The 22001-nt window shown below is 63.6% G+C and carries 16 protein-coding genes; 9 read left to right on the top strand and 7 right to left on the bottom strand.

All coding sequences use genetic code 11. The features are described 5' to 3' along the window. Nucleotides 1-74 precede the first annotated feature (74 nt). The 3 genes from ACRQDJ_RS04740 to ACRQDJ_RS04730 form a co-directional block, all read right to left on the bottom strand. Complete coding sequence (locus ACRQDJ_RS04740; RefSeq protein ID WP_284903872.1) at nucleotides 75-2462, bottom strand: LPXTG cell wall anchor domain-containing protein; 2388 nt, start codon at nucleotides 2460-2462, stop codon at nucleotides 75-77. A 35-nt stretch (nucleotides 2463-2497) separates the two neighbouring features. Continuing rightward, on the bottom strand, nucleotides 2498-4867 hold the full coding sequence (locus tag ACRQDJ_RS04735; RefSeq protein WP_284903874.1) for a hypothetical protein: 2370 nt from the start codon (nucleotides 4865-4867) through the stop codon (nucleotides 2498-2500). 199 nt (nucleotides 4868-5066) lie between these two features. Beyond that, complete coding sequence (locus ACRQDJ_RS04730; protein WP_435717839.1) at nucleotides 5067-7679, bottom strand: hypothetical protein; 2613 nt, start codon at nucleotides 7677-7679, stop codon at nucleotides 5067-5069. Nucleotides 7680-8096: 417 nt separating this feature from the next. Between ACRQDJ_RS04730 and ACRQDJ_RS04725 the strand changes: the two genes are divergently transcribed. Further along, nucleotides 8097-8651: a DUF4232 domain-containing protein gene (locus ACRQDJ_RS04725; RefSeq protein WP_284903877.1), complete on the top strand. Its 555-nt coding sequence runs from the start codon at nucleotides 8097-8099 to the stop codon at nucleotides 8649-8651. Nucleotides 8652-8718: 67 nt separating this feature from the next. On the opposite strand, the gene ACRQDJ_RS04720 is transcribed toward ACRQDJ_RS04725, so the two are convergent. Beyond that, entirely contained in the window at nucleotides 8719-8970 is a 252-nt protein-coding gene (locus ACRQDJ_RS04720; protein WP_350309592.1) for a type II toxin-antitoxin system Phd/YefM family antitoxin, read from the bottom strand. 108 nt (nucleotides 8971-9078) lie between these two features. Here ACRQDJ_RS04720 and ACRQDJ_RS04715 point away from each other — a divergent pair, with 108 nt between their 5' ends. The 4 genes from ACRQDJ_RS04715 (at nucleotide 9079) to mtnN (ending at nucleotide 12838) form a co-directional block, all read left to right on the top strand. Continuing rightward, on the top strand, nucleotides 9079-10275 hold the full coding sequence (locus tag ACRQDJ_RS04715; RefSeq protein WP_435717838.1) for a hypothetical protein: 1197 nt from the start codon (nucleotides 9079-9081) through the stop codon (nucleotides 10273-10275). Then, the gene (locus ACRQDJ_RS04710; RefSeq protein WP_284903883.1) at nucleotides 10272-10466 is read left to right on the top strand and encodes a type II toxin-antitoxin system HicB family antitoxin; all 195 of its coding nucleotides are present in this window, start codon (nucleotides 10272-10274) and stop codon (nucleotides 10464-10466) included. Before ACRQDJ_RS04715 ends, ACRQDJ_RS04710 begins: the two co-directional genes overlap by 4 nt. A 492-nt stretch (nucleotides 10467-10958) precedes the next feature. Continuing rightward, a complete protein-coding gene (locus ACRQDJ_RS04705; protein WP_434736383.1) occupies nucleotides 10959-11414 on the top strand; it encodes an S-ribosylhomocysteine lyase in 456 nt (151 codons plus the stop codon). Beyond that, a complete protein-coding gene (gene mtnN / locus ACRQDJ_RS04700; RefSeq protein WP_284903887.1) occupies nucleotides 11411-12838 on the top strand; it encodes a 5'-methylthioadenosine/S-adenosylhomocysteine nucleosidase in 1428 nt (475 codons plus the stop codon). Before ACRQDJ_RS04705 ends, mtnN begins: the two co-directional genes overlap by 4 nt. 70 nt (nucleotides 12839-12908) lie before the next feature. Here the strand turns inward: mtnN and ACRQDJ_RS04695 are convergent, their stop codons facing one another. Together ACRQDJ_RS04695 and ACRQDJ_RS04690 are read right to left on the bottom strand one after the other, a co-directional pair. Then, complete coding sequence (locus ACRQDJ_RS04695; protein WP_284903889.1) at nucleotides 12909-15131, bottom strand: S9 family peptidase; 2223 nt, start codon at nucleotides 15129-15131, stop codon at nucleotides 12909-12911. Nucleotides 15132-15573: 442 nt separating this feature from the next. Continuing rightward, on the bottom strand, nucleotides 15574-16404 hold the full coding sequence (locus tag ACRQDJ_RS04690) for a ribonuclease H family protein (RefSeq protein ID WP_284903891.1): 831 nt from the start codon (nucleotides 16402-16404) through the stop codon (nucleotides 15574-15576). A 181-nt stretch (nucleotides 16405-16585) separates the two neighbouring features. Between ACRQDJ_RS04690 and ACRQDJ_RS04685 the strand changes: the two genes are divergently transcribed. From ACRQDJ_RS04685 to ACRQDJ_RS04670, 4 genes are all read left to right on the top strand, one after another. Continuing rightward, nucleotides 16586-17467: a macro domain-containing protein gene (locus ACRQDJ_RS04685; protein WP_284903893.1), complete on the top strand. Its 882-nt coding sequence runs from the start codon at nucleotides 16586-16588 to the stop codon at nucleotides 17465-17467. Beyond that, the gene (locus ACRQDJ_RS04680; protein ID WP_435717837.1) at nucleotides 17467-18603 is read left to right on the top strand and encodes a DsbA family protein; all 1137 of its coding nucleotides are present in this window, start codon (nucleotides 17467-17469) and stop codon (nucleotides 18601-18603) included. Before ACRQDJ_RS04685 ends, ACRQDJ_RS04680 begins: the two co-directional genes overlap by 1 nt. A 467-nt stretch (nucleotides 18604-19070) precedes the next feature. Next, nucleotides 19071-19790 carry an ABC transporter ATP-binding protein gene (locus ACRQDJ_RS04675; RefSeq protein ID WP_284897552.1) on the top strand — a complete coding sequence of 240 codons (720 nt, stop codon included), beginning with the start codon at nucleotides 19071-19073 and terminating at the stop codon, nucleotides 19788-19790. Then, nucleotides 19787-20533, top strand: coding sequence for an ABC transporter permease (locus ACRQDJ_RS04670; RefSeq protein ID WP_284897551.1), 747 nt, complete (start codon nucleotides 19787-19789; stop codon nucleotides 20531-20533). Before ACRQDJ_RS04675 ends, ACRQDJ_RS04670 begins: the two co-directional genes overlap by 4 nt. A gap of 79 nt (nucleotides 20534-20612) precedes the next feature. On the opposite strand, the gene ACRQDJ_RS04665 is transcribed toward ACRQDJ_RS04670, so the two are convergent. Then, a complete protein-coding gene (locus tag ACRQDJ_RS04665; RefSeq protein ID WP_435717836.1) occupies nucleotides 20613-21842 on the bottom strand; it encodes a hypothetical protein in 1230 nt (409 codons plus the stop codon). Between the last annotated feature and the right edge of the window lie 159 nt (nucleotides 21843-22001).

Here is a 22001-nt window from a genome sequence, read left to right as displayed (position 1 = left end):
AACGATACTGACCGAGCGGGGCACCTATTCGCAACAAGTGGCGTCACGTGCCACGAACTAACGCGAGTGCACCTTTACTTCATCGCATGCCGCGCACGGGAACGCCCGAGAACAACCGCACCACCGGCGAGCATGAGAAGCGTTGCCGCACCAATAGCGCCGCTCATATCGCTTCCGGTCTCGGGAAGCTTCTGGGTGGGAGTTGCATTCTTCACCGTCGCTCGCTTCGCCACCGACTTGCCTGCCGGCTGGGACGGCGACGGCGCGGCGGGTGACTGCCCCGGATTCTCGGGAACGGCAGGGTTCTCCGGATTCCCCGGCTGACCCGGCTTCCCCTCGGGCTTCCCCGGTTTCTGCCCCGGCTTCTCCTCCGGAGTCGGGGCCTGCTGACGCGCCAGTTCCAGATCCCGCAGAGCCGCCTTCAAGGCAAGCTCCGCCGCGGTCAGCTCCCGCTGTGCTTCACCCTGGGCTTTCAGTGCGGACTCCTCTGCTTCACGAGCCGCCTCAAGCGCGAGCGTCGCCTTACCGTGAGCATCCTGAGCCTTGAGCAGTTCCCCCTTGGCCGCCTGCACCTTTTCCGTGGCCAGCCGAACATCCCACTGACGCTCATCGTAGATATTCGACGCATCGGCGAGCCGAGTCAATTCGGCTTGCTTCTGGGCAGCGGTCGCACGAGCATCAGTGAGGGCACGCACCGCTTTCGCGGCCACTTCGCGCGCCTTATCCGCAGCAGCCTTCGCCTGAGCTACCGCTTCCTTGGCAGCATCCGCGGCGGCCTGTGCCGCGGTCATATCCTTTTCGGCCTTTGCGAGCCTCTCAGCAGCCTGCTTCCAGGTGGGTTCAAGCTCCGCGACGCGTTCCTTGAGCGCACTCACCTTCTCGGTAGCATCGCTGGCCGTCTTATTAGCTGTATCGCGCTTGCCCTCCGCTTCGCGTACCGGAGCTTCGGCTTGCTCAAGCACTTTTTGCTGGGCAGCAACAGCGGCATTCATTTTCTCTTCCGCGGCTACCCGAGCCTCCTGCGCGGAGGCATATTCTTTCGCCACCGCCGTTGCTTTTTCGCTAGCCTTATCGGACTCCGCCTTCGCAGCCACGAGCTCCTGCGCCCGCTGCACCGCCGCGGTCGTCGCCAGCTGTACTTGCCGCTCTGCTTCTTCCTTCGCGGTTACGGCCTTCGCCTGCTCAGTCTTTTTCTGTTCCGTTTCCTCGCGCGCAGCTACCAGCTTTTCCTCGGCCGCAGCACGCTCAGCCTTTGCTCCCTCAAGAGCCTGCTTCTTTTGCTCCGTGCTCTTTTTAGCTTCCTCAACTTTTTCTTTTTGCTGCTGGACCAGTTTCTTCACATCGTCATCGGTCTGGTCCAACCCCTCGAGATTTTTGAGCTGTTCACTCAGAATATTTTCCCGGGTTTTGGCATCCGCAAGCGCAGCCTCTGCATCTTTCTCAGCCGCTTTCTTTTCGGTTTCCTCTGTTACGAGCCGACCCTCTTCTTTTTCAAGCTCCTCGATCTCCGATGCTAGCCGCGCTTCCTTCTGCTCAGCTTCCGCCTTAGCTGCCTGCGCTTCGGTCACGACTTTCTTCGCGGTTTGGTCAGCTTCGGTGGCGGTGACCATCGCATCTTCTGCCTTGCGAGCCTCCGCTGCCGCAGCATCCTTCGCCGCTTCCTTCGCCTTCACCTCAGCCTGAGCAGCCCGGACCGCGTCCGATTCCTTGCGAACTTTCGCAGCCTCAGCATCGATGACCGCATCGCGCTTAGCCTTGGTCTGTTCCAATGCTTCCTCAGCCTGCACGAGCGCCTCCAGCGCCGCGGCTTTCTCCTGCTCGAGCTGCGTGACTTCCTTGCCCAGCCGCTCCTTATCCGCCCGCGCCGCCGCGTCCACCTCACGAGCCGTCGTCAGTTCGGCATCGGCCGCCTGCGCAGCCGCGGCCTTTTCCTTGAAGTCCGCTTCTTTTGCGGCGACGCCGCCCGCGGCTTCCCGCGCGCTCGCCTCCGCTTTCTCATGGGCAATCTGCGCAGCTGCGGCTTTGTCGGCAGACTCTGTGGCCTGCTCAGCCGCCTGCGGGAGCTGGCCCTTCGCGGTCTTCCCCGCCTCGCTGACCGCGTCCGCTGCCTTCTGGGCGGCCTTCGCTTCCTTCGTGGCATCCGCGAGCTTCTGCTCACCCTGCGTTACTCCAGCTTGAGTTTGCTCCGCCGCTTTTTCGGCTTCCGCTGCCTTGGCTTTCGCTTCCGCGGCGGCCGCGGCGAGCCGGTCCACGTCAGCTTGGCGCGCCGCCACTGTTTCTTGGGCAGCTGCCACGTTCTTTTCCGCTTCGGCAAGGCTGGGTACGGTTCGCGCGGCGGTAGCCGCGCCGGCGTCGTCGTTATTCTGCACCGGCTGCGCAACGGCAGCGCCGGCGGGGAGTAGCGCGACGGCGACCCCCGCGGTGAGGGCGGCGGCGAGGGCGCGGTGAGTGTGGGTCCTCATGGTTATCCTTTGGTCTTGGAGTTAATTGAGATTTTTTATGAGTGGGCGCGGCGGCCGCGAGCGCGAACGGCCATCGCGGCGCCGCCGGCCAGCAGCAAGAGCGAGGCCGCGCCGATGGCACCGCTGGCGTCACTGCCGGTTTCGGGGAGTTTCTGGGCCGGCGCGGGTTTTGCGGTAACGGCATTCTTTGCCGCGGCCGGGTTCTTCGCGGCGGGCTTGACCGTCGGCGCCTCGGGTTTGGCCGGCGCTTCGGGTTTCGGTGCACCTGGCATCGATGCACCAGGTTTCGAGGCGCCCGGCTGCGACGCATCTGGCTTCGGGGCCGGGGCCTGCTGACGCGCCGCCGCAAGTTCCTGTTCGGCCACGTGCAAAGCCACACTCGCCGCGCCGAGCTTCTGCTGCGCCGCCGCCTGTGCGGCCTGGGCCTGCCGCAACGCCTCCTGCGCGCCCGCAACCGCGGCACTCGCTTTCTCGTGCGCGACCCGCGCGGTTTCCGCTTCCGCACCGGCGAGCCGAGCCGCCTCGGTAGCCTGCTGCAGCTGCGCCACGCGCTCATCGTATTTCTGCGCCGCGGCGATCAAACGCTCCAGCTCAGCCTGCTGGTGGGCGGCGACCTTCTGAGCATTCTCCGCGGCTTTCACCTTTTCCGCTTCCGCGGTTCGCGCGGCTTCGAGCTGCGCATTCGCAGCCTGCACGCCCTGTTCTGCCTGCACCTTCGCTTCCTGAGCCGCCGCGAGATCCCGCTTCGCCTCGGCGTGCTTGGCCGCCGCCTCCGTGTGGCGCGCCTGCGCCTGCGTGGCCTGGTCTTTCGCCCCGGCGAGCTGCGTGGTCGCGTCCGCGTGATGCCCCTGCGCCGCGTCCCGCTCCGTCTTAGCGTTCTGGGCGGCTTCCTTCGCGCCGGCCGTCGCCGCATCCGCATCCGCCTGCACCGCGGCGAGCTTCTCCTGCGCCTCGCGCACGGCCTGCTCCGCCTGGGCGGCCTCCGTGGCAGCGTCCCGTGCTGCCGCTTCCTTGCGCTGGAGCTCCGCCTTCGCGCTGGTTTCCGCCGCGGCCCGCTGCGCGGTCGCCTCTTGTGCCTCCTGCAGCTTTTGCTCAGCCTTATTCTTTTCGACGACGGCGCTATCGTGTTCCGCCTTCTTTGGCGCACATTCGGCAATCGCGGCATCGCGGGCGATCACGGCTACGTCGTGATCCTGTTCCGCCTTGTTGTACTTCTGCTCTTTGACTTCCACGTCTGCCTGGAGGGCTTTGAGTTCCCGACGTTCCTTTTCCAACTTATCTTTGAGGCCCGTCGGATCGAGCTTCGCAGCGCGTTCCACCGCCTGAACCCACAGTTCACGCTCCGCTGCGTCGTTCTTCGCCTTCTCCCACAGTGCCTTCGCCCGCTGCTTCGCTTTCTCAAGACGATTCGCCTCGGCGGTCTTGGCCGTTACATTCGCTTCGAGCGGTTCGAGCTCGGCGACCAGCTGCTCTACCTTCTTGGTAGCGTCGCTGACATCTGACTCCGCAGCCGCTTCGACCTTCTTGGATTCTTGCAGGTCTTTGGCTGCTGCGACTACTGCGTCCTGGGCGCGCAGGGCTTCCTGCTGGGTGGTTTCGCGGGTGGCGATTTTCCCTTCCGCGGCCTTAGTGGCCTGCGCCAGGTGGCTAGCGGCGTCGTCGATCTTTCGCTGCTCACCCTGAACCGCAGCGTCGCGTGCCCCTTCCGCCTTGCGTAGGTTTTCCTCCGTCTCGGCCAGCTTGGCCTTCGCTGCCGCCTCCGCGGCGCTGAGCTTCTCCACTTCCGCAGCCAGGCGAGTCTTGTCCGCCTGCGCGGCAGCTTCGGTAGCTTCCGCTTGGGTGAGGGCCTGCGCGGATTTCTCTGCAGCGGCGGTCTTCTCTTGGAGCGTTTCCTGCTGGGCTTTCAGATTCGCGGCGGCCTGCTGGGTTTGCTTGGCTGCGGCGTCGCGCTCGGTGGCAGCGGTCTCGGCCCGAGCCGCGGAATCCTTCGCGGTTTCCTGGGCCGCGGGGAGCTGGTCTTTGGCGGCGGTACCCGCTTCTTTTGCTTCATCGACGGCACGCTGGGCAGTCGCTTTCTCGGCTTCGGCAGCGCTGAGCTTGTCCGCGGCGTTCTTCGAGGCCGCGGCAGCTGTGGCCGCGGCGGTTTCCGCTTCTTTCAGGTTGTTGTGTGCGGCGGCGGATTCGGCGGCGAGGCGATCCACCTCAGCCTGCTGGGCCTGGACCGCGGCGCGCGCGTCAGCGACTTTCTGCTCCGCCTGCTCGATATTTCGCTGCGTTTGCGGGGTACTGGCGGAGGTTCCCGAGCCGGAGAGCGGCTGGGCCTGCGCGGCGCCGGCGGGCACGAGGGCGACGGCGACCCCGGCGGTGAGAGCGGTCGCGAGAGCGCGGTGAGTCTGGGACCTCATCGTGATCCTTTCGGAATATGTGTAGGTGAGCCTGGCGCGCGGGCCAGATTGAGGACGTACGGGACTAGTTAAGAGCAGAAAATCCGGATCGGGCTTGGATTTTTCTGGAATTTCCTCAGGAGCGCTGCCCCGTGTCTGCCAGTGCGAGGCAGCGCTCCTTCGGTTGCGCGCGGCGCTGTGTTATTTCGGCTTTTTGCGGTTATTTCGCGGCGTGCAGGGCACGCGAGCGGCCCATGACCACCGCCCCACCGGCCAGCAGCAGGAGGGTCGCCGCGCCGATGGAACCGAGTGCCTCGCTGCCGGAAGCGGCCAGGGCCGGTTTGGCGGGTGCCTGGGCGCGCGCTGAAGTGTCCGGGCGCGCGGCCGGGGCAGCAGGGGCCTGCGGCTGTGCCGAAGGTGCAGCGGGCTTCGCAGCCGGAGCCGTGGGAGATCCGGGCTGCGCCGGTGTGCTCGGCTTGGTATCGGGCTTGGTCTCCGGCTTCACGCCGGGCTTGATCTCGGGTTTCACCTCGGGTTGGCCGGGCTTCACCTCAGGAGTGCCGGGTTTCGGAGCATCCGGCCTCGGAGTGGGTACATCCGGTTTGATCTCGGGCGTACCCGGCTTTGTTTCCGGCTGATCGGGCTGTTGCGGTTGTTCCGGCTGCGGAGCCGGCTTCACACCCGGCACATCGGGCTTGGGCGCGTCCGGCTTTGGCACATCGGGCTTCGGTGCCGGGGCCTGCTGGCGAGCCAAGGTGAGTTGCTGCTCGGCGGCATGCAGGGCGACCGTCGCCGCGCCAAGCTTCTTCTTCGCTTCGGCCTGCGCGGACTGCGCTTGCTGCGCTGCTTCGCTCGCCGCAGTGACGGCCTGGGTTGCTTTCTCATGCGCGGCCCGGGCCTGCTCTGCTTTTTCACCGGCGAGCCGCGCCGCCTCGGCAGCCTGCTGCAAGTGCGCCACGCGCTCGTCGTACTTCTGAGCCGCGGCGATCAAACTATCCAGCTGAGCTTGCTGCTGGGCGGCAGCCTTCTTCGCACTATCCAGGTTGCGAGCGGTTTCCTTCTCAGCTTCCCGTGCGGCTTCCAGCTTCATCTCCGCGGCACGCATATCCTTCGTTGCCTGGAGAGCCGCTTCGCTCGCGGCGCTCACATCAGCTTTCGCCGCGGCGAGCTTCTTTTCCGCATCAGCCCAGCCCTGCTTTAGCCCGTCTACCTGGCCCTTGACGTCAGCGAGCTTTTTCGCGGCTTCCGCGTGCTTATCGCGCTCAGCATCATGTGTACCTTGCGCGGCCGTCACCTTCTCATCCTGTGCGGCCTTGATTTTCTCTGCCGCGGCGTTTGCCTCAGTCAATTTTTGCTGAGCATTTTGCAGATTCGTAGTCGCCTGCTTAGCAGCGGTATCCGCCTGCTGCGCGGCAGTTTTCGCCTGAGCAACCGCCTCCTTTTTGCGCGCTACTTCCGCAGTGAGATCTGTAGCCGACTTCTGAGCGTCCTTTAGCTTTTGCTTAGCCTTATCGAGTTCACCGACAGCACTAACGCGTTCCTCTCGCTTCTCCTCTTGCTTGGCGAGAGCCTCATCGCGCTGAGCAGCCATAGCATCATATTTTTGCTTCGCTTCGGTGTAGCTCTTCTGCTTTTCGGCCACCTGCGCTTGCAGTGTAACGAGATCTTTGCGGTGTTCTGCAAGACGCTTATTCAGGGAGTCTTTTATGTTATCCGGAGCGGTTCGCAACGCGAACTCAACCTGTTTTATTTCCTGCTGTTTCGCCGCTACTTCCTTTTGGGCGTTATCAAGCTCCTTTTTCGCATTATCCATAGGAGCCTTGAGTTTCTCCGCAGCTGAGACCTTCTGCGCTGACTCTTGCTGTAACGCTTCAAGTTCGGTAGCCAGCCGAGCTTCTTCCTGCTTCGCCTTTTCAGCTGCAGCTTCGGCTTCCGCCTGAGTTTTCTCGGCTTCCTGCAACTTCGACTCAGCGGCTGCATGCTCTTTCTGGGTGCGTTCCATTTCTTGCTGAGCGGCATCCCGCTCCGCAGCCTTCTCCTCAGCGAGCTTCTTGGCCGCGGCTACCGCGCCGATTTCTGCATCAACCTTGGCCTTGTCCTGCTTGAGCGCCTCGTCGCGCTCGGCTTCGGCCTTGCTCAGTTTCTCCTGCGCTTCGGCCAGCCTAGCCTGTGCGGCTTTTTCTGCTTCTGTCAGCTGCTGGACTTCCTCGCCCAGGCGCTTCTCTACAGCCTTAGCAGCAGCTTCGGCTTCCTCAGCCTTCGTCAAGGCTTGATTGGCGGCCTCCAACTCCGCGGCCTTTTCCTGCGCCAGCTTCTGCTGCTCGCTGAGTTTCTCCGTTGCGCGCTCCAGCTCGGCGGCGGCTTCGTCATGCTTGGTTTTCGCGGCATCGGCGCGCTTGGCAGAATCCTGCGCCTGAGCGCTGGCTTCCTGCAATTGGTTCTTAGCAGCCTGGCCCTCTTCTTTTACCTCATCGACAGCCCGCTGCGCGGCATCGCGTTCTTTCTGCGCAGCGCCAAGTTTTCCTTCGGCTTCCTGAGTAGCAGTAGCAGCGGTGGCCGCCGCATTTTCCGCCTTCTTGAGGTCATCCTGCGCGGCGGAATTCTTCTTGGTGGCCTGATCGAGTTCCGCCTGGCGATTCTGGACTTCCACCTGCGCCGTGACCACATTGCGCTCGGCTTCCTCCACGCTCAGCACGGGACGCGCGGCATCGGCAACGGGCACCTCGCCCGCTCCGGAAACCGGCTGGGCCTGCGCTGCGCCGGCCGGAACAAGTGCAACGGCTACCCCAGCGGTGAGAGCGGTAGCGACGACGCGGTGAGTCTGGGACCTCATCGTTATCCTTTCAAGGAATATACATCTAGGTGAGAGTGGCACCCTTTGCCTGGGCCACGATTTTACGGGGAACAGTTAATGGCAGAAAAGCCAGATTCGGCTTGGAATTTTCTGGGATTTTCTCGGGAATGCCACCGCATTTTCGCCATTCCGCACCCACAAGCCCGCAAATAAGCGGATTATTGGTTAATTGCTATTATTTACATATACCCGCATTATTATTCCTTTAACTAGCGGTCGGGCCTTCTGGCCCATGCCAACCTCACCCCAACCACCACATTTTGTGGCGCAGGTTACTAGAACGCCGTAGACTGGCGGTGGTGCAGGTTCGCTCGTGGGCCGGGTGGCGCCCCGCTGCTGCGGCGTCGTCGTACCAATAACCACGCGGGTACGCACGCCTGCATGAAGGAGGTAACCATGAAACGTTTCGCGCTTGTGCCCGTGGCCTGCGCCGCGGCGTTACTCTTCGGCGCGTGTTCGGGCAGCGCCACGCAATCCGCGCCACCGAACGCCGCGAGCGCACCCGCGAACGCACCCGCAGAAACCGCGAGCGCGGATTCACCCTCGCGCTGCGCGCCGGCGGAAATGGCGACCACGCTGGAGTATCAGGACGGCGGCGCCGGGCATCGGTATTACGTGCTGCGGGTGGAAAATACCGGCCGGGTGCCGTGCTTCATTCCGGCGCAGCTCGAGGTGACGCCCATCAGCGCCAACGGGAATATGTTTACCGAGCCGGCGCCGGCGACCAGCGCGACCGGAGCGGATGTGGTGCTGGAGCCGGGCGAGCGGATCGCCATGGAGGTGGACGCTATTAATCCCGGCGCGCTGTGCCCGGAGAGGACGGTGTCGGGTCTCGATCTTGCGGTGGGGTACACGGGCACCAGCGTGTATTCCGTTTCCCACGGGGAGAAGATGAATTCGTGTTCGTCCGGGGAGGCCACGGTGAAGGTTGGGGATTTTGAGGTGGAGTGAGCGCGGTTGCGACGAGGCTGCGGCGCGGGAACTGGAGCGAAACCGGCGCGTGGGAAACGGCGCGAAACTACTTGGCAACCTCGCACAGTGGATGGTCGGTTCCCCCGCCCGCCTCAATTTGTTCCATCGCATCAAGCAAGCGCCGAGCATTGCGCGGCGAACGCATGGGGTAGACCGTTTCGCGCAGGGAGGTGTACTCGTCCAGCGCGAGGATCACCACGGACGGCTGGCCGCTGCGGGTGATGATCACCGGTTCGCGGTCGTCTACCGCGGATCGCAGAACCTCCGCGTAGTTCGCCAGCGACTCTGAAGACGTCATTGTTTTCATTGCGCACCCCCGGGTACATGCGTGCTATCTACCCGTAGAATAACAGCTGTGCAGCGTTGCACACGCGGGCGCCGCCCGCCGATCCGCGAAGGAGAACCCATGAAACGATTCACTCCCGCAGCCCTGGCCCTCGCGAGCGCCTTCGCGCTCACGCTCGCCGGGTGCACGAATTCTGGCGGTTCGGCCGCGTCACCCGATTCCAGCGCGCCTGCCGCGAGCGCCGCGCCCGCCACCGCTGCTCCCGCACCCGAGTTCGCGGCGCTGGCCAGTTCGGAACTCGCCCTCCCCGATTACCTGGCACGGGCGGTGCGCGACGGCGATGGCACTTACCCTGGCAAAGAACCCGCCCAGGTCACCGTGCCTTTCACCAAGGGCACCGCACTCCTCTACGACACCGAGCGCGGCACCCCCGCGCGCACGCCCGTCACCGCGGGAGGCGCCGGCGCCACCCCGAGCACAAACCTCTTCGAAATCCGCATGGATGATCTGGGCGCCACCACCCTGGGCGGGGTGCCCGTGCGCGGCGTGATTTTTACGAGCAGTATCCGCAGCGCCGATGCCGAAGCTGCGCCGGAAACTCCGTCGGTCACCTTCGCGTGGTACGACGGCGCCAACCGGCCCGTCGCCCAGATCATGCCCGAGGATTACCGGCACGGCAGCGCGCATGCTCCCCGAATCGACGTGGTGGATATGCAGGCGGACCAGATCTCCCTGAGCTGGGCGCCGCTGGATAGTTTTGGCGGGCAGGCCAGCGTACGCGGACGTTTCACGTGGAACGGAAACGAGTGGGTCCAGGATCAGGTCGAGTACACGCTGGCCGATGGCAGCGTCGTCGTGCAACCGAAAAACGCCGAGCTGGAAGCGCTGGCAACAGCAGAGAAGGCGCGGGAGGCTGGAATGCCCGGCGAGCTCGCCGGGCGTGTGTTCACGGCGGATACTCGGATCGCCGGGTGTTCGCTGCGCGGGCCGGACTCGATCACGTACTTCCCTTACGCCTCGTTTATTGCGGATAACCGGGCGGATGCGGCGGCGGGCGATGCGCAAGCTGCGAGTGGCGAGCGCGGGCGCTCCTACTGGATCGGGGAGCCCGCGGAAACCAAGCCGGCCGCGGCCACCGATATTCTGTGTGCGCTGGATGGAAATGAGTTCGCCATTTTGGGCGGCAACCGGCGCGAGGCCGCGCAGCTGGTCCCCGAGACCCCGACCAAGCGTTTCGATTCCTACCTGGTGTTGGAGGGCAACCCGGCCGGTGAGGCGCGGCTGAAGGAAATCGTTGCTGCGGAGAACGAATCATGAGTACATACACTGCACGCGCTACCCTCGAGGACGGCTGGTGGGTAGTCGAGGTGGACGAAGTTCCCGGGCTCTTTACCCAAAGTCAAAACCCGGAGGATATTCCGGATATGGTGCGTGATGCCCTTGCGCTCTTCCCCGAAGTGGAACGTAATCCGGCCAGCGCCCGCGTTCGCGTTATCCTTCCGGACTGAGCCAGCCCGCAGCAGACATGGCGAAGGCCGGGGGTCCACGCTCCCCCGGCCTTCTGAAGACTCTCGCGCTAGAACAGCGGATGAAATGGGAACCATCCGGGTTCATCTTGGCTGCGACTGAGCCTGTCCCCAGGAGATAACCAGTCTCCCGGCAGCGGAACGGGTCCACGCCTCCCGTTGCTTTCCGCTGACATGTTCTATATAACCCGAGGTTCCCTAAAATACCATGCACCAAGGCTGGAATTTTCCTGGGAATCTGAGACCGCTTCACCGCACTTGTTAAAGCTAGATACAATAGCCGTTGTTTGTAATACGCCGGGCGGACCCGGCCAGGCCAGCAAAGCCCAGCGCGCCTCGCCAGGCCCAGCAGAGCCCAGCGAGGCCTCGCCAGGCCTCGCCAGGCCCAGCCGAACCGCGCGGGCCCAGCACAACCGGGCCCGCACCCCGGCCCACACATATCGCGTTCCAAAGAAGGGAAGAGCCGTGCCGCATATGAACGTCGAGTCCTTCAACCTCGACCACCGGAAAGTTTCCGCACCTTACGTGCGGGTTGCCGATATCAAACACCTGCCGCACGGGGACGTCCTCACCAAATACGACATCCGCTTCTGCCAGCCCAATAAAGAACACCTGACCATGCCGGTTATCCACTCCATCGAGCATTCCTTCGCCGAATACTCCCGCAATCACAGCGACGCCGTGGTCGATTTCTCCCCGATGGGCTGCCAAACCGGCTTCTACCTGCTGCTGGCCGCCGAACCGGACGTGCCCGCCACCTGCGACCTGGTGGAACAAACCTTCCGCGATATCCTGGCCGCCACCGAAGTCCCGGCCGCGAACGAAGTCCAATGCGGTTGGGGCGCCAACCACAACCTCAAAGCCGCCCAGGAAGCGGTAGCCGCCATGCTCGCCGGGCGCGAAACCTGGGAACAGGTGATGGCCAAGTGAGCCCTACCCGCACCCGCTCCCTCGCCCCCGGCAAGACCCGGGCACGCGCCCTCATTATCGCAGCTCAAGACGAAGAAATCGTGCCGGTCCTCGCCGCCCTGCGCGCCGAACCTTTCTACGCCACCACCCCGGCCACCGCCGAATCCCTCCAGCCCATCTTCCCCACCGAACTGCGCGGGGCATCCGGTGTGAACGTGCCCACCGCCCTCGGCCCGATTCTCTGCATGCGCACCGGTGTGGGCCTGGTCGCCACCGCCTGCGCGCTCGGCTGGGCACTCTTCCGCTACCGCCCCGAAGTCATTATCTCGGCCGGGTCCGCCGGTGGCCTGGCTGCTGATATCCGGGTGGGCGACGTCGTCGCCGGAACCCGCTACCGTTACGGCCGCGCGGACGCAACCGTCTTCGGATACGCACCCGGGCAGGTCCCCGGCGCCCCCGAATTCTTCGAAGGCGATGCCACCCTGCTCGCCGCCGTCCCCGAGAACATCCGGCGCGGCGAAATCCTCTCCTCCGATGCCTTCGTCACGGCCGCGAACGTGGAAGACACCCGCACCCGCTTCCCCGATGCGCTCCTCACCGATATGGAATCGACCGCCGCCGCGCACACCGCCGCGCTCGCGGGAATTCCCTTCCTCACGATTCGTTCCGCCTCCGACCTGTGCGGCCCGCAGGCCGGGATCGACTACCACATCGGCATCGACGAAGCCGCCGACCTCTCCGCCCGCGCGGTCACGGCCACGCTCGCGCGCCTCGCGGAAATCACGCCGTGGCTCGGCACCTCCGCGGGTGGCTCGCGCGCCCGCCGCCTCACGCCGCGTTTCTCCCACCTCGCGCTCGAAGCCGCGATTCTCTACATTTTCGGCCGTGTCCACACCCCTGAGGGCGACGACGCCGCGGCGCCCGCCGCCTCGCTTGACGCGGATATGGTTGCGGATGTGCGCACAGCGCTCGAAGATTCTGAGTTGGACGTGGAGGAGGTGCTCGCCTGCATTGCCCGGGCCCAGGGCGCGATTGCGGCCGACCCGCACCTCACCCTCACAGCAAAGCAGTACGACGCCGAACGCCTGGCCGTCACGGAACTTGCGGGAGCGGAATCCGGGCGCGGGAAACTGACCTGGCCGCCCACTTCACAAACCGTCATTAAGCGTTTCTCCGGATATTGGAACGAGGCACTCCAGGCGGTTGGCCTGGCGGTGAGCAACGGACGCAAGCGCGGGGCCTTGAAATTTGACCGGGAGGACTACGTGGATGCGCTGCGCAGCCACGCCATCGCGGCGCGGCGGAACGGCAAAACCGTCAGCTACAACGGGTACGTAGAGTGGCTGGCCGATTCGGGCAACCAGGGCACCTACCCCTCCGGGGCCGCCATCCGCCAGCGCTTTGGTTCGTGGTCCGCGGCGCTGGCGGAAGCCGGGATTAGCTAGCCGGCGCGGCCGTGCGGCGCGCGGCAACGTGGCCCGGCCGTTGCCGGAACTGACCGGGCCGTACGCGCGCTTAGTACACCTCGGTGGCGCCCACTTGGTCCAGCATCCACGCCACTTCCTCGGCACGCTCGCGCCAGGCGTCGTAGCGCCCGGTTTTCCCGGCGTGCCCGGCCACCATCTCGATGCGCTCCAGGATGGGGCGCTCCGGGTTGGGCTTCGTTTTCTCGCGCAGCACCTGGACCCACTTGGTGGGCTCCACGTACAGCACCCGAATATCGTTGAGGGACGTGGTAGCCAGCACCGCCGGGTACTCCACCCCTTCGCGTACATTCTCCACCGGGCTGTACTCCTTCATATAGGCGTACACCTCCGGGGAAGCCACCGGGTTGCCCCATTCTTCCCACTCGCCCACCGTGAGCGGGAGTTCCGGCTTGAGGATGGTGGTCAGCGCATCCACGAAAGGCACCGCGGCATGCACGGCCCGGAATAGCTCCGGGGCCTGGTTGATCGCCGCGCCGATGAGCAGGCCGCCGGCGCTCCCGCCTTCGGCCACGAGCCGGTCAGGTGCCACCCAGCCGGAGTCGATAAGCCACCGTGCCGAATCCACGAAATCGTTAAATGTGTTTTTCTTGCGGAGGAGTTTTCCGTCGTCGTACCACTGGCGCCCCAGTTCACCGCCGCCGCGGATATGCGACCACCCGATAACGACGCCGCGATCCAGCAAACTCAGGCGGTAAATCGAGAAATAGGGCTCGTTGGACACTTCGTAACTGCCGTAACCGTAGAGGTAGCCGGGGTTGGTGCCGTCCGGGTGTATATCGGCGCGGCGCACCACCGTGAGCGGGATTTCCACGCCATCGCGGGCGGTCACCCACACCGCGTCCTGGGTGTAGAGCGAGGGGTCGTAGCCCGGGATGTCGAGGGTGCGCAGGACTTCAATATCGCCAGTGAGCGGGTCGAAGGCCTTTTGGGTGGGCGGTTCCAGAATGGACTGCTCGGTGAACACCACCCGGGAGGTGAACCAATTGCCCTCCGGGTAGGTTTCCACGAAGCTGCCCTCGCCGGTGGGGATGGCCACCGGGGTGGACCAGCCGTGATTGGTAGCCGGTGCGGCCGGCGTTTCCGCGGCCGGTTGGGCGGGCGCCACGGTGGCGGCGTCGTCGTTCCCGGAAACGGTCCCGGAATCGGAGGTGACCGCTAAGGGCGGCGTCGAACCGATGGCGCTGGCGGCAGAAAGTGGACGTTCCCGGCGCATGACCCGCAGCTGCGTTTGGCCTTCGGAGCGCATCGAGATGACGGCGTGGCCGGCGTAAGCCTCCACGTAATCGACGCGCTCGCCTTCCTCGGGCACGAAAATGGGGTCCCATTCTTCCGGGGTGGAGGTGCGCAGTGGCGCGGAAGCGACCTCGAAATCGGGGCGGTTGGCGTTGTGGACGATGAGGACCTGGTCGCCGGCCGGTTCGGCGGTGTATTCCAAGCCCTCGCGGCGGTCGAGGATCTTGACGCGCTGCTCGATATTCTCCGTGGAAATAAACCGCACATCCGAGGAGGTCACCGAGGCGGAGCGGATAATAATCCACTTGCCGTTGCGGGATTGTTCGTGATCGACGGAGAAGCGCTCGTCGTTTTCCTGGAAGAGGATCGTGTCGTTGAAATCGCCGATGCGGTGGAGGTTGACCTGCCACTGGCGCCACGAATCGTCCACGCGGGAATAGGCCACCGCGCTGGAATCGGCCATCCAGGCCAGGCCGTAGCCGATATTGCGCACCGAATCGTCCACGATCTGGCCGGTTTCGATATCGAAAATGCGCAGGGTGAAATGCTCATCGCCGGTGAAATCCACGCTCATCGCGCCGAGCTTGCCGTCCGGGGAGGGCATGAAGCCGCCGCAGAGGAAGAATTCTTCCCCGAGGGCGAGTTCGTTGCCGTCCCAAACCGGGAATTCCGGGAAAGACGTGTTGAGGTCCGGGCGGGCGGCGCCGCGCGCGGGGGTGCGGAACATCGCCGGGTACTGCCGGTCCTGGAAAGTGCGCCGGTAGTACCACCAATCCCCCACGCGGTAGGGCAGGGCGCGGTCGGCTTCCTTGGTGCGCGCCTTGAATTCGGCCACTAGGTTATCGCGTAGATCGCCAAGCCCCGCGGTTTGCTCCCGGAAATAGGCGTTTTCAGCGTCGAGGAGCGCGCGGACATCCGGATCGGATTTATCGCGCAGCCACTCGTAGTTATCGACGTAGGTGTCGCCGTGGAAAGTACGTTCGGTAGGGATCTTCTTCGCAATCGGGCCGATAGTCATGGAGGGATTCTACTGGAGATGCGGGGGTTGTTGCGCGCGGGCGGTTGGTGGGCGCGGGCGTGAGGTACGACGGCGCAGCCGCCGGCCACCGCGGACCCCGCCACGTTAGTGGACGGAAGAGAGTGGGGACCTCACAAACCTCAGCAGTCACACCAGCACCTGGGGAGGGGGCACGTGTTGTCAGAGATGTACTTCGCATGTACGACATTTGCAGTACACTTCGGAAAAACACCCCGTGCCCAGCGGAGAAAACGAGGACCGGCCCTGGACTACTCCGAGGAGCAGCGGTACCGGTCTTGGTGGAATAACCCTACCAGATCATTAAGGAAACGCAAGCCCCTGTGGATTCTAGTCAGAATCTAGGAGCTTTGAGCAGGTCGCGGGCGGTTGAGTAGCTTTCTCCGCTGCCGGTTTTCCGGCTTCCGAACGGAACTACGCGCGGTCAGCCGCGGCGGGAGAATTCGCGGGAGCGGGCGACGGCGAGGGAGTCGACCAGCTCGTTGGCGGCGTCGCCGGCGTGGCCCTTGACCCACTCCACTTCGGTGCGGCCGGTGCGGGCTTCGTAAAGATTAAGGAGGCGCTCGACGAGATCACGGTTCTTCACCGGTTTGCCGTCCGCCTTCTTCCAGCCCTTCGCACGCCAACCGCGCGCCCACTTCGTCATCACATTAATGACGTATTGCGAATCAGCACGAATAAGCAGCGGAGCCTGGGGTCCGTGCTGAGCCGCCACATATTCCAAACCCTCGATGAGCGCCGTCAGCTCCATAATATTATTCGTGGTGCGGGCCGCGCCTCCACTGTTCCGCGCCCCGCTGAGCTGCTCCACCCAGGCCCAGCCGCCCGGCCCCGGATTACCCGAGCACGCCCCATCGGTGGCGAGCACCGCGGCAAAACCCGGGCGGGGGCTGCCGACCGGGCTACCGCCACCGGCCGGCTGGGCCGGAGCGGGGCTGGCTGCGGCGTCGTCGTACCCCTCAACCTCTTCACCCACGCCCGCGAGCGGCAACACGCCCTGCACCTCGTTATCCACAGGCTCCGCAGCGCCGGTGCCGCTCGCATCGGTATCCACAACCGCGCGCAGCAAGCGCTCAGAATCCGCGTGCCACAGCGCCCCGCTTTCGCGCCCCACATCAGCTAAACCGTGGCGGGAAGCGAGCGGCGAGGGCGCGGCGCCGTCGGCCAAACCTAAAAGTTCGAGGGCGGCGAGGGTAGTGAAGGTATCCGTGCCGCAACGTTCGGCCAATTCAGCGGTTGTTAACCAGGTTGTCATAGCTTTAGGTTAGCGTGCCGGGCGGCGCGGCCACGCATTCCCCGGGGATACCGCGAAGTTATCCACAGGGGCGGGCGCGGGCGCACGCGGCCACGGGCCCTGTGCATACGCGCACGAAAACCGTTTCTGCCCGGTACCCTTGTACTAGGGAACCCTGTTCGGACCCAGAATAAGGAGAATAATGCTCAACCTAGCTGAATATCGCGACGCCCTGAAGCTCGACGACGAGTGGCCCGCGCCCGCCGCCTCGAAGCGCACCGACCGGGAACTTTTTGAGATTGCCTTCGGCGGCCTGGAAGGCAACCTGGCGAAAATGACCGACCGGGAGCTCTTCACCGAACTCAACCACCGCCTCATCCAGCGCGATCCTGAAGAAGTCAGCGAGGAGGTCTCGCGCGCGATTGACGTGCTGCTATACCGGCTGTCCGGCTACCTGGGGCGCACCGAGGCCCGCCACCTGGCTCGTATTTCTGACATGATGCCCGAATCCGAATACCCGGCCCGGGATAAGACCGTGATTTGGCGCGGGGATGCGCGGGAACTCGTGGTGGACGCGGTGGTCAACGGGGCGCGCCCCAATCTGCTGGGCTACCGCGATTACAATAAGCCCTCCATCGACCAGGCCATTCACGGCCAGGCCGGCCCGTGGCTGCGCAATGATTGCGCCACGCTGTACTCGATGTCGGATCGCGAACTGGAACCGGGCGAAGCGGCGCTCACTCGCGGGTATCGCCTGCCGGCGCGCTACGTGCTCCACACCCTGCCGCCCACGGTGGAAGGTGAGGTCACGGATGCGGATCGTGCGGCGCTGGCCAGCTGCTACACTCGCTGCCTCGACCTGGCGTCAGAAAAGGGCGATATTACTTCGGTGTCCTTCTGCTCGCTGGCCACCGGTCATTCGCATTTCCCCTTCGCGGAAGCCACGCGGATCGCGCTGGATACCGTGGCGCAGTGGCTGCACCAGAATCCGCGCTCGAATGTGAATCTGGTGGTCTTTGATATCTTCGCTGATGAAGATGCGGAACATTTCGTGCGCACGATTGAGCGCTGGGTGGAGGAATAATGAGCCAGGGAACTCCTGACTCCGTGGATCGCGGCCAATCTGGGTTCCAGGGTCAGTACGGTACGCCCGCAGCGGCGGGTTCGGGTGCGGGCGTGGGCCCGGATCCGAGCGTCGGTGCAGCCGCGGGCGCTGGTACTGGCCCGGTTTCTGGAGCCGGCTCAGCTTCTGGCACGGGCGCTGGTACCGGCGCCGCCCCGGCGTGGCCGCCTTCCACACCTCCCGCGCCTGCTGGGGAAGAAGAACAGCATCCCAGCAGCCGCGGATTCTGGGTGATGATCACCGTGCTGGCGATTATTGCCCTGGTGGTTTTCGCGGTGCTGCTTACCCTCGGTTCGTCCAACGGGCGTTTCGGGGGCAGCGCCGCGCCGCATCCCACCGCAACCGCCACCGCGCCGGCCAAACCCGGCGCAGGGCAAGACGCTCCGGGGCAGGGCGGGCTGAACACCACGCCCGGCCCCATCGAGACGCGCTACACCCAGCTCGCCACGGACCGCGGTTGGGTGGCCGGGCAGGATTACATTCCCACCCAGCCCGATGAGATTCGCACCCAGCTCCAGGCCCTGCCGCAGCTAGAAACTGCCTCCGGGCAAACCGCCGGGGACCCGAAGGCCCCCGTGCACGTGACGATCTACTCCGATTACGCCTGCAGTTTCTGCAATAAACTCCACGCCGAATCCGTGCCGCAGCTCCTGGAGCTGGCCAAGAAGGGCGATATTTACCTCGCGTACGTGCAGGTCCCGATCTTCAAGGACACCGTGTCCAGTGACCGCGCAGCCGCCGCCGCGCACGCGGCCGGATTGCAAGGCAAGTTCTGGGAGTATTCTTCTCTTCTTTTCGACGGCGCAGCTGCCGCGGGTCACGACCCTGACAAAGCACCGTCGATGTTCTCCGATGAAAACCTTGATGCTTACGCCACCCAGCTGGGCTTGGACGTGGAAGCTTTCCGGGCTGCGCGTGACAGCGCGGAAACCACCAGCTTCATTGCCGCCCAGGAATCCTTGGGGCTGGAAACCCTCGGCCTGCGCGGCACCCCCGCGATTATTATCAACGGCACCGCGAGCACCGGCTACCAGCCGCTCACCGCAATCACCAATACGATTGAGCTGGAAAAGGCTCTGGTAGACGCGGCGGGTTAACGGGTTCCGCGGGGCTAACAGGTTCGGCTGGACACCAGCAATCGTAAAAGATGTTGCACTCCGATTTAGAATCCAGGCCAAAGCACCTCAGTGGGCTAAGCAAGCTACACTTAACGAAAGCATCATAAACAACTGATAGAAAACGGAGTATCCGTGGTACGTGCCCGACGCTAAGCCTTCCCCTTCCGGCGAGGCCGCGCTCCAGTAACACACGGCGTCTCGGTAACTAACCGAGACGCTCCGTTTGGGCACCTTTATTCCTAGCGTGCGCGATTTTTCGGGCATTACCGACACCCGGGTACTCCTCATATCCCCGGTATTCCTGGTATCCCAGCGCCTCATTATCGAGCACCGCTATTGTCACGCTCGGCGCCACTTGCTCCCGGTGCCGTGCGCTCTGCGGACTCGGCCTCTCCGGTATGCACATTCCCTATGGCAGTCTTTGCATATTTTGGAGGTAAGCGTTCATGGATACCCCTATCCTTGAAGCTATCGGGGTAGAAAAAATCTACCCAAAGAAATCAACACCGGCCCTGACCGGCGTGAATCTTGCCCTGCACCCGGGCGAGCTGGTTGCCGTTATCGGCCATAACGGAGCGGGAAAATCCACGCTCTTCGATATTCTTGGTGGGCTCATCAAGCCCACCCGAGGCACGGTCACCAATTCGGTGGCTGAAAGCGCTATCGGCTGGTGCCCGCAGCGCGAAATTATCGACTGGTCCCTCACGGTCACCCAGAATATTCTTTTGGGTCTCGATCTGCGAGTGGGCCGCTGGCATCGCCGCGCCGATATTGAGGGCGTTGCGGAGGTTCTGGGCCTCTCGCAGCTCCTTGACCGCACCGCGGAGACTCTCTCCGGTGGGGAATTGCGTCGCACCCAAATCGCCCGCGCGATTATCGGCCACCCCAGTCTCATGATTCTGGACGAGCCAACCACCGGCCTGGATCCCGCCGGCATCGACACCGTGTTCGGCTACCTGCGCTCCCGGGTGGAGGAAGGGCGAACCGTGCTGGTCAGCACGCACGAAACCTCGAAGTTTTCCGAGTACTGCACCCGCGTTATCGCTCTGCGCGGCGGTCGCATTATTGCCGATATGCCGGCCGCGAGGTTCATGGCGTACCGCCCCGGCAGCACCGACCTCTGGGCAGCCCTCAAAGCATACGAAGAAGGAACCCCGCTCCCATGAAAAAATCACTTATTCTCACTAAGTACCATATTGCTTCCCTGTGGAATTGGCGCGGCGTCTACCTCGGTCGCATCGTCGAGCCGTTGGCCTATTTCGTTTTTCTAGTTGTCGGCATTTCCGGAATGCTCGGCACCGCGCACAGCGGGAGCTACCTCAGCTACGCCTTCACGGGCATAGTCTGCCTGCTCACGTTCCGCGCTTTCGGCTACGCCTCTTCCGACGTCGCCAATGACAGAAAGTGGGGCGTCTACGCGATTTTCATGATGCAGGGCGGGAAAGTGTGGACCTACCTTGCGTCGATTTTCGCGGTGATTTCCCTGGTGTTCCTCGTGCAAGTCGCCGCGGTCTCCCTCGCCTACCTGGGCCTCTCGTTTGCGGGCGGAACCAGCGTAAACGGCACCGCGCTCCTTTCGGGAACGTTCATCGCACTCCTCGTTGTGTGGGGCTGGGTGAGCCTCGGCGCGGCGGTAGGCGCCCTGGTGAATAGCTACGCGGCACGCGATATGCTCGCCACCTTCACCACGCTGCCGGTGGTCCTCTCCGCCCCGCTGTTCTACGAGCTCAGCTCCGCGCCCACGTACCTCCAGCTCATCGCGCGCTGCAACCCGCTCACGTATCACGTGCAGTGGATGCGCGCACCGGCGGCTGCGGATATCGTGTACGCGCTTCTCTGGGTTGGAACGACGACGGCGCTAGCCCGCTACGCCCTCAGCCGCGCAGATAGGCTCAGCTCCGAGCGGTAACTCCCCGGCCCGGCGGCGCGGGCATCCACGAATGCGCACGAGACCACACGTCTCGCGCAACGAGCGCTACGCCGCCGGGCTACCCCTTCCGTACCGGATCAGGCTTCCGCACAGCCCAATGCAGCGCGGGCAGCGCGAAGAGGATACTGACCAATACAACTATCCACAGCAAGCCATAATCGTGGTGCACAATAGCAGGAGTGAATGGCAATCGATCCATAACCACCAGCCTGCCCATGACCCCAGCTGCCGCCACCGTCACAACATAGGATCCCAATAGCGGAGCGATAAGCCTGACTCGGGCACGGATACCGCCTCCGCCCAAGTCAATCAAACGCCGCTCAATTGCTTGATCAGAGACAATAGCAATCGTCATACTGCAAAGCACGATTCCCGCTGTAAGGAGTGCTACAAGAACCCGGGTTATCGCCTCTGCTCGCAGCTGCCTGTCCTCCGGCGCATCCGGATCGGTAACAAAAGCGAAAGGCGCCTGGGTCAAAATCGTTGAACGGACACCGTCCCGAATGTCATCAGATAGCTCACCAAAGCCAAAAATCGTGATGCGGAAAAGGCTGGGATCCGTGAGTCCCATTTGACCGACTACCGGATCATCGGGCGCCAAAATAAGCCCGCGGAAAACGTTGTTACTCAGCTTCTCGTCTGGAATAACGTTATCCACAACCCACATATTGGTGACCGTTGGGTCAGATGCACTGAATTCGACGACAACCACTTTTCCGTCCGGGCTGACCATATGCGCCGGCGCGTGATTGACAAATTCGCGGTCTTTCATATTTCCGGAAGCGAGGAAAACACCGTCCATATCGATCCGGTTACATTTATCCAAGCGCTCACCAATATCGAGGCAATCCGCACCGTCCAAGGTCACCAAACGGTACATTCGTTCCCCATTTTCAGGTTCACCAAAAATGCTTGTCTGGGACGCGATCTCCGGGAAACGCGACTTTAGGCTCACCACCGAGGCTTTCGAGGCATAGGCTACTTGCAGATAACTATCTTCACCGGCAATCTCGCGCGTAATCCAGTTATTTTGGAGGGCGACGGCGCTACTGAAAAGCGCGGCCGAGTAACTCGTAACAAAAACTAATCCGAGAGCAACCAGCGCAACCTTATGCAAGCGCGCACTGAGCTTCGCGAAAATCGTGCGCCGCTGGAAAGCGAGCGCAAGGTAATAGCCCAATGCCGGAATGGATAATGCTCCCGATACCAACGCAAGCTGATGCCCCCAGGGCAGAATATAAAGCTGCCGGCAGGCGATGAAAACCACGGTTACCACCAGTCCACCCACCCCTAAGATCCCGAGCTTTCGGTAGGAGAGTTCTTCGTAGTGGTCACGCTGCTGCCACCTATGAGCAAATAGGGTTGCGGCCGAGAGTGTCTAATGGTTTGTGTGTGAGGGTGAAAACCACCTAGGAGATAAACCAGAATGACTACCGTGAAACAAGAC

The sequence above is a fragment of the Actinotignum urematis genome (assembly GCF_051264595.1).
Taxonomy (GTDB): Bacteria; Actinomycetota; Actinomycetes; order Actinomycetales; family Actinomycetaceae; genus Actinotignum; species Actinotignum timonense_A.
Note: the sequence above shows the minus strand (reverse complement) of the source record. Positions and strands in the feature narration are given on the sequence as shown.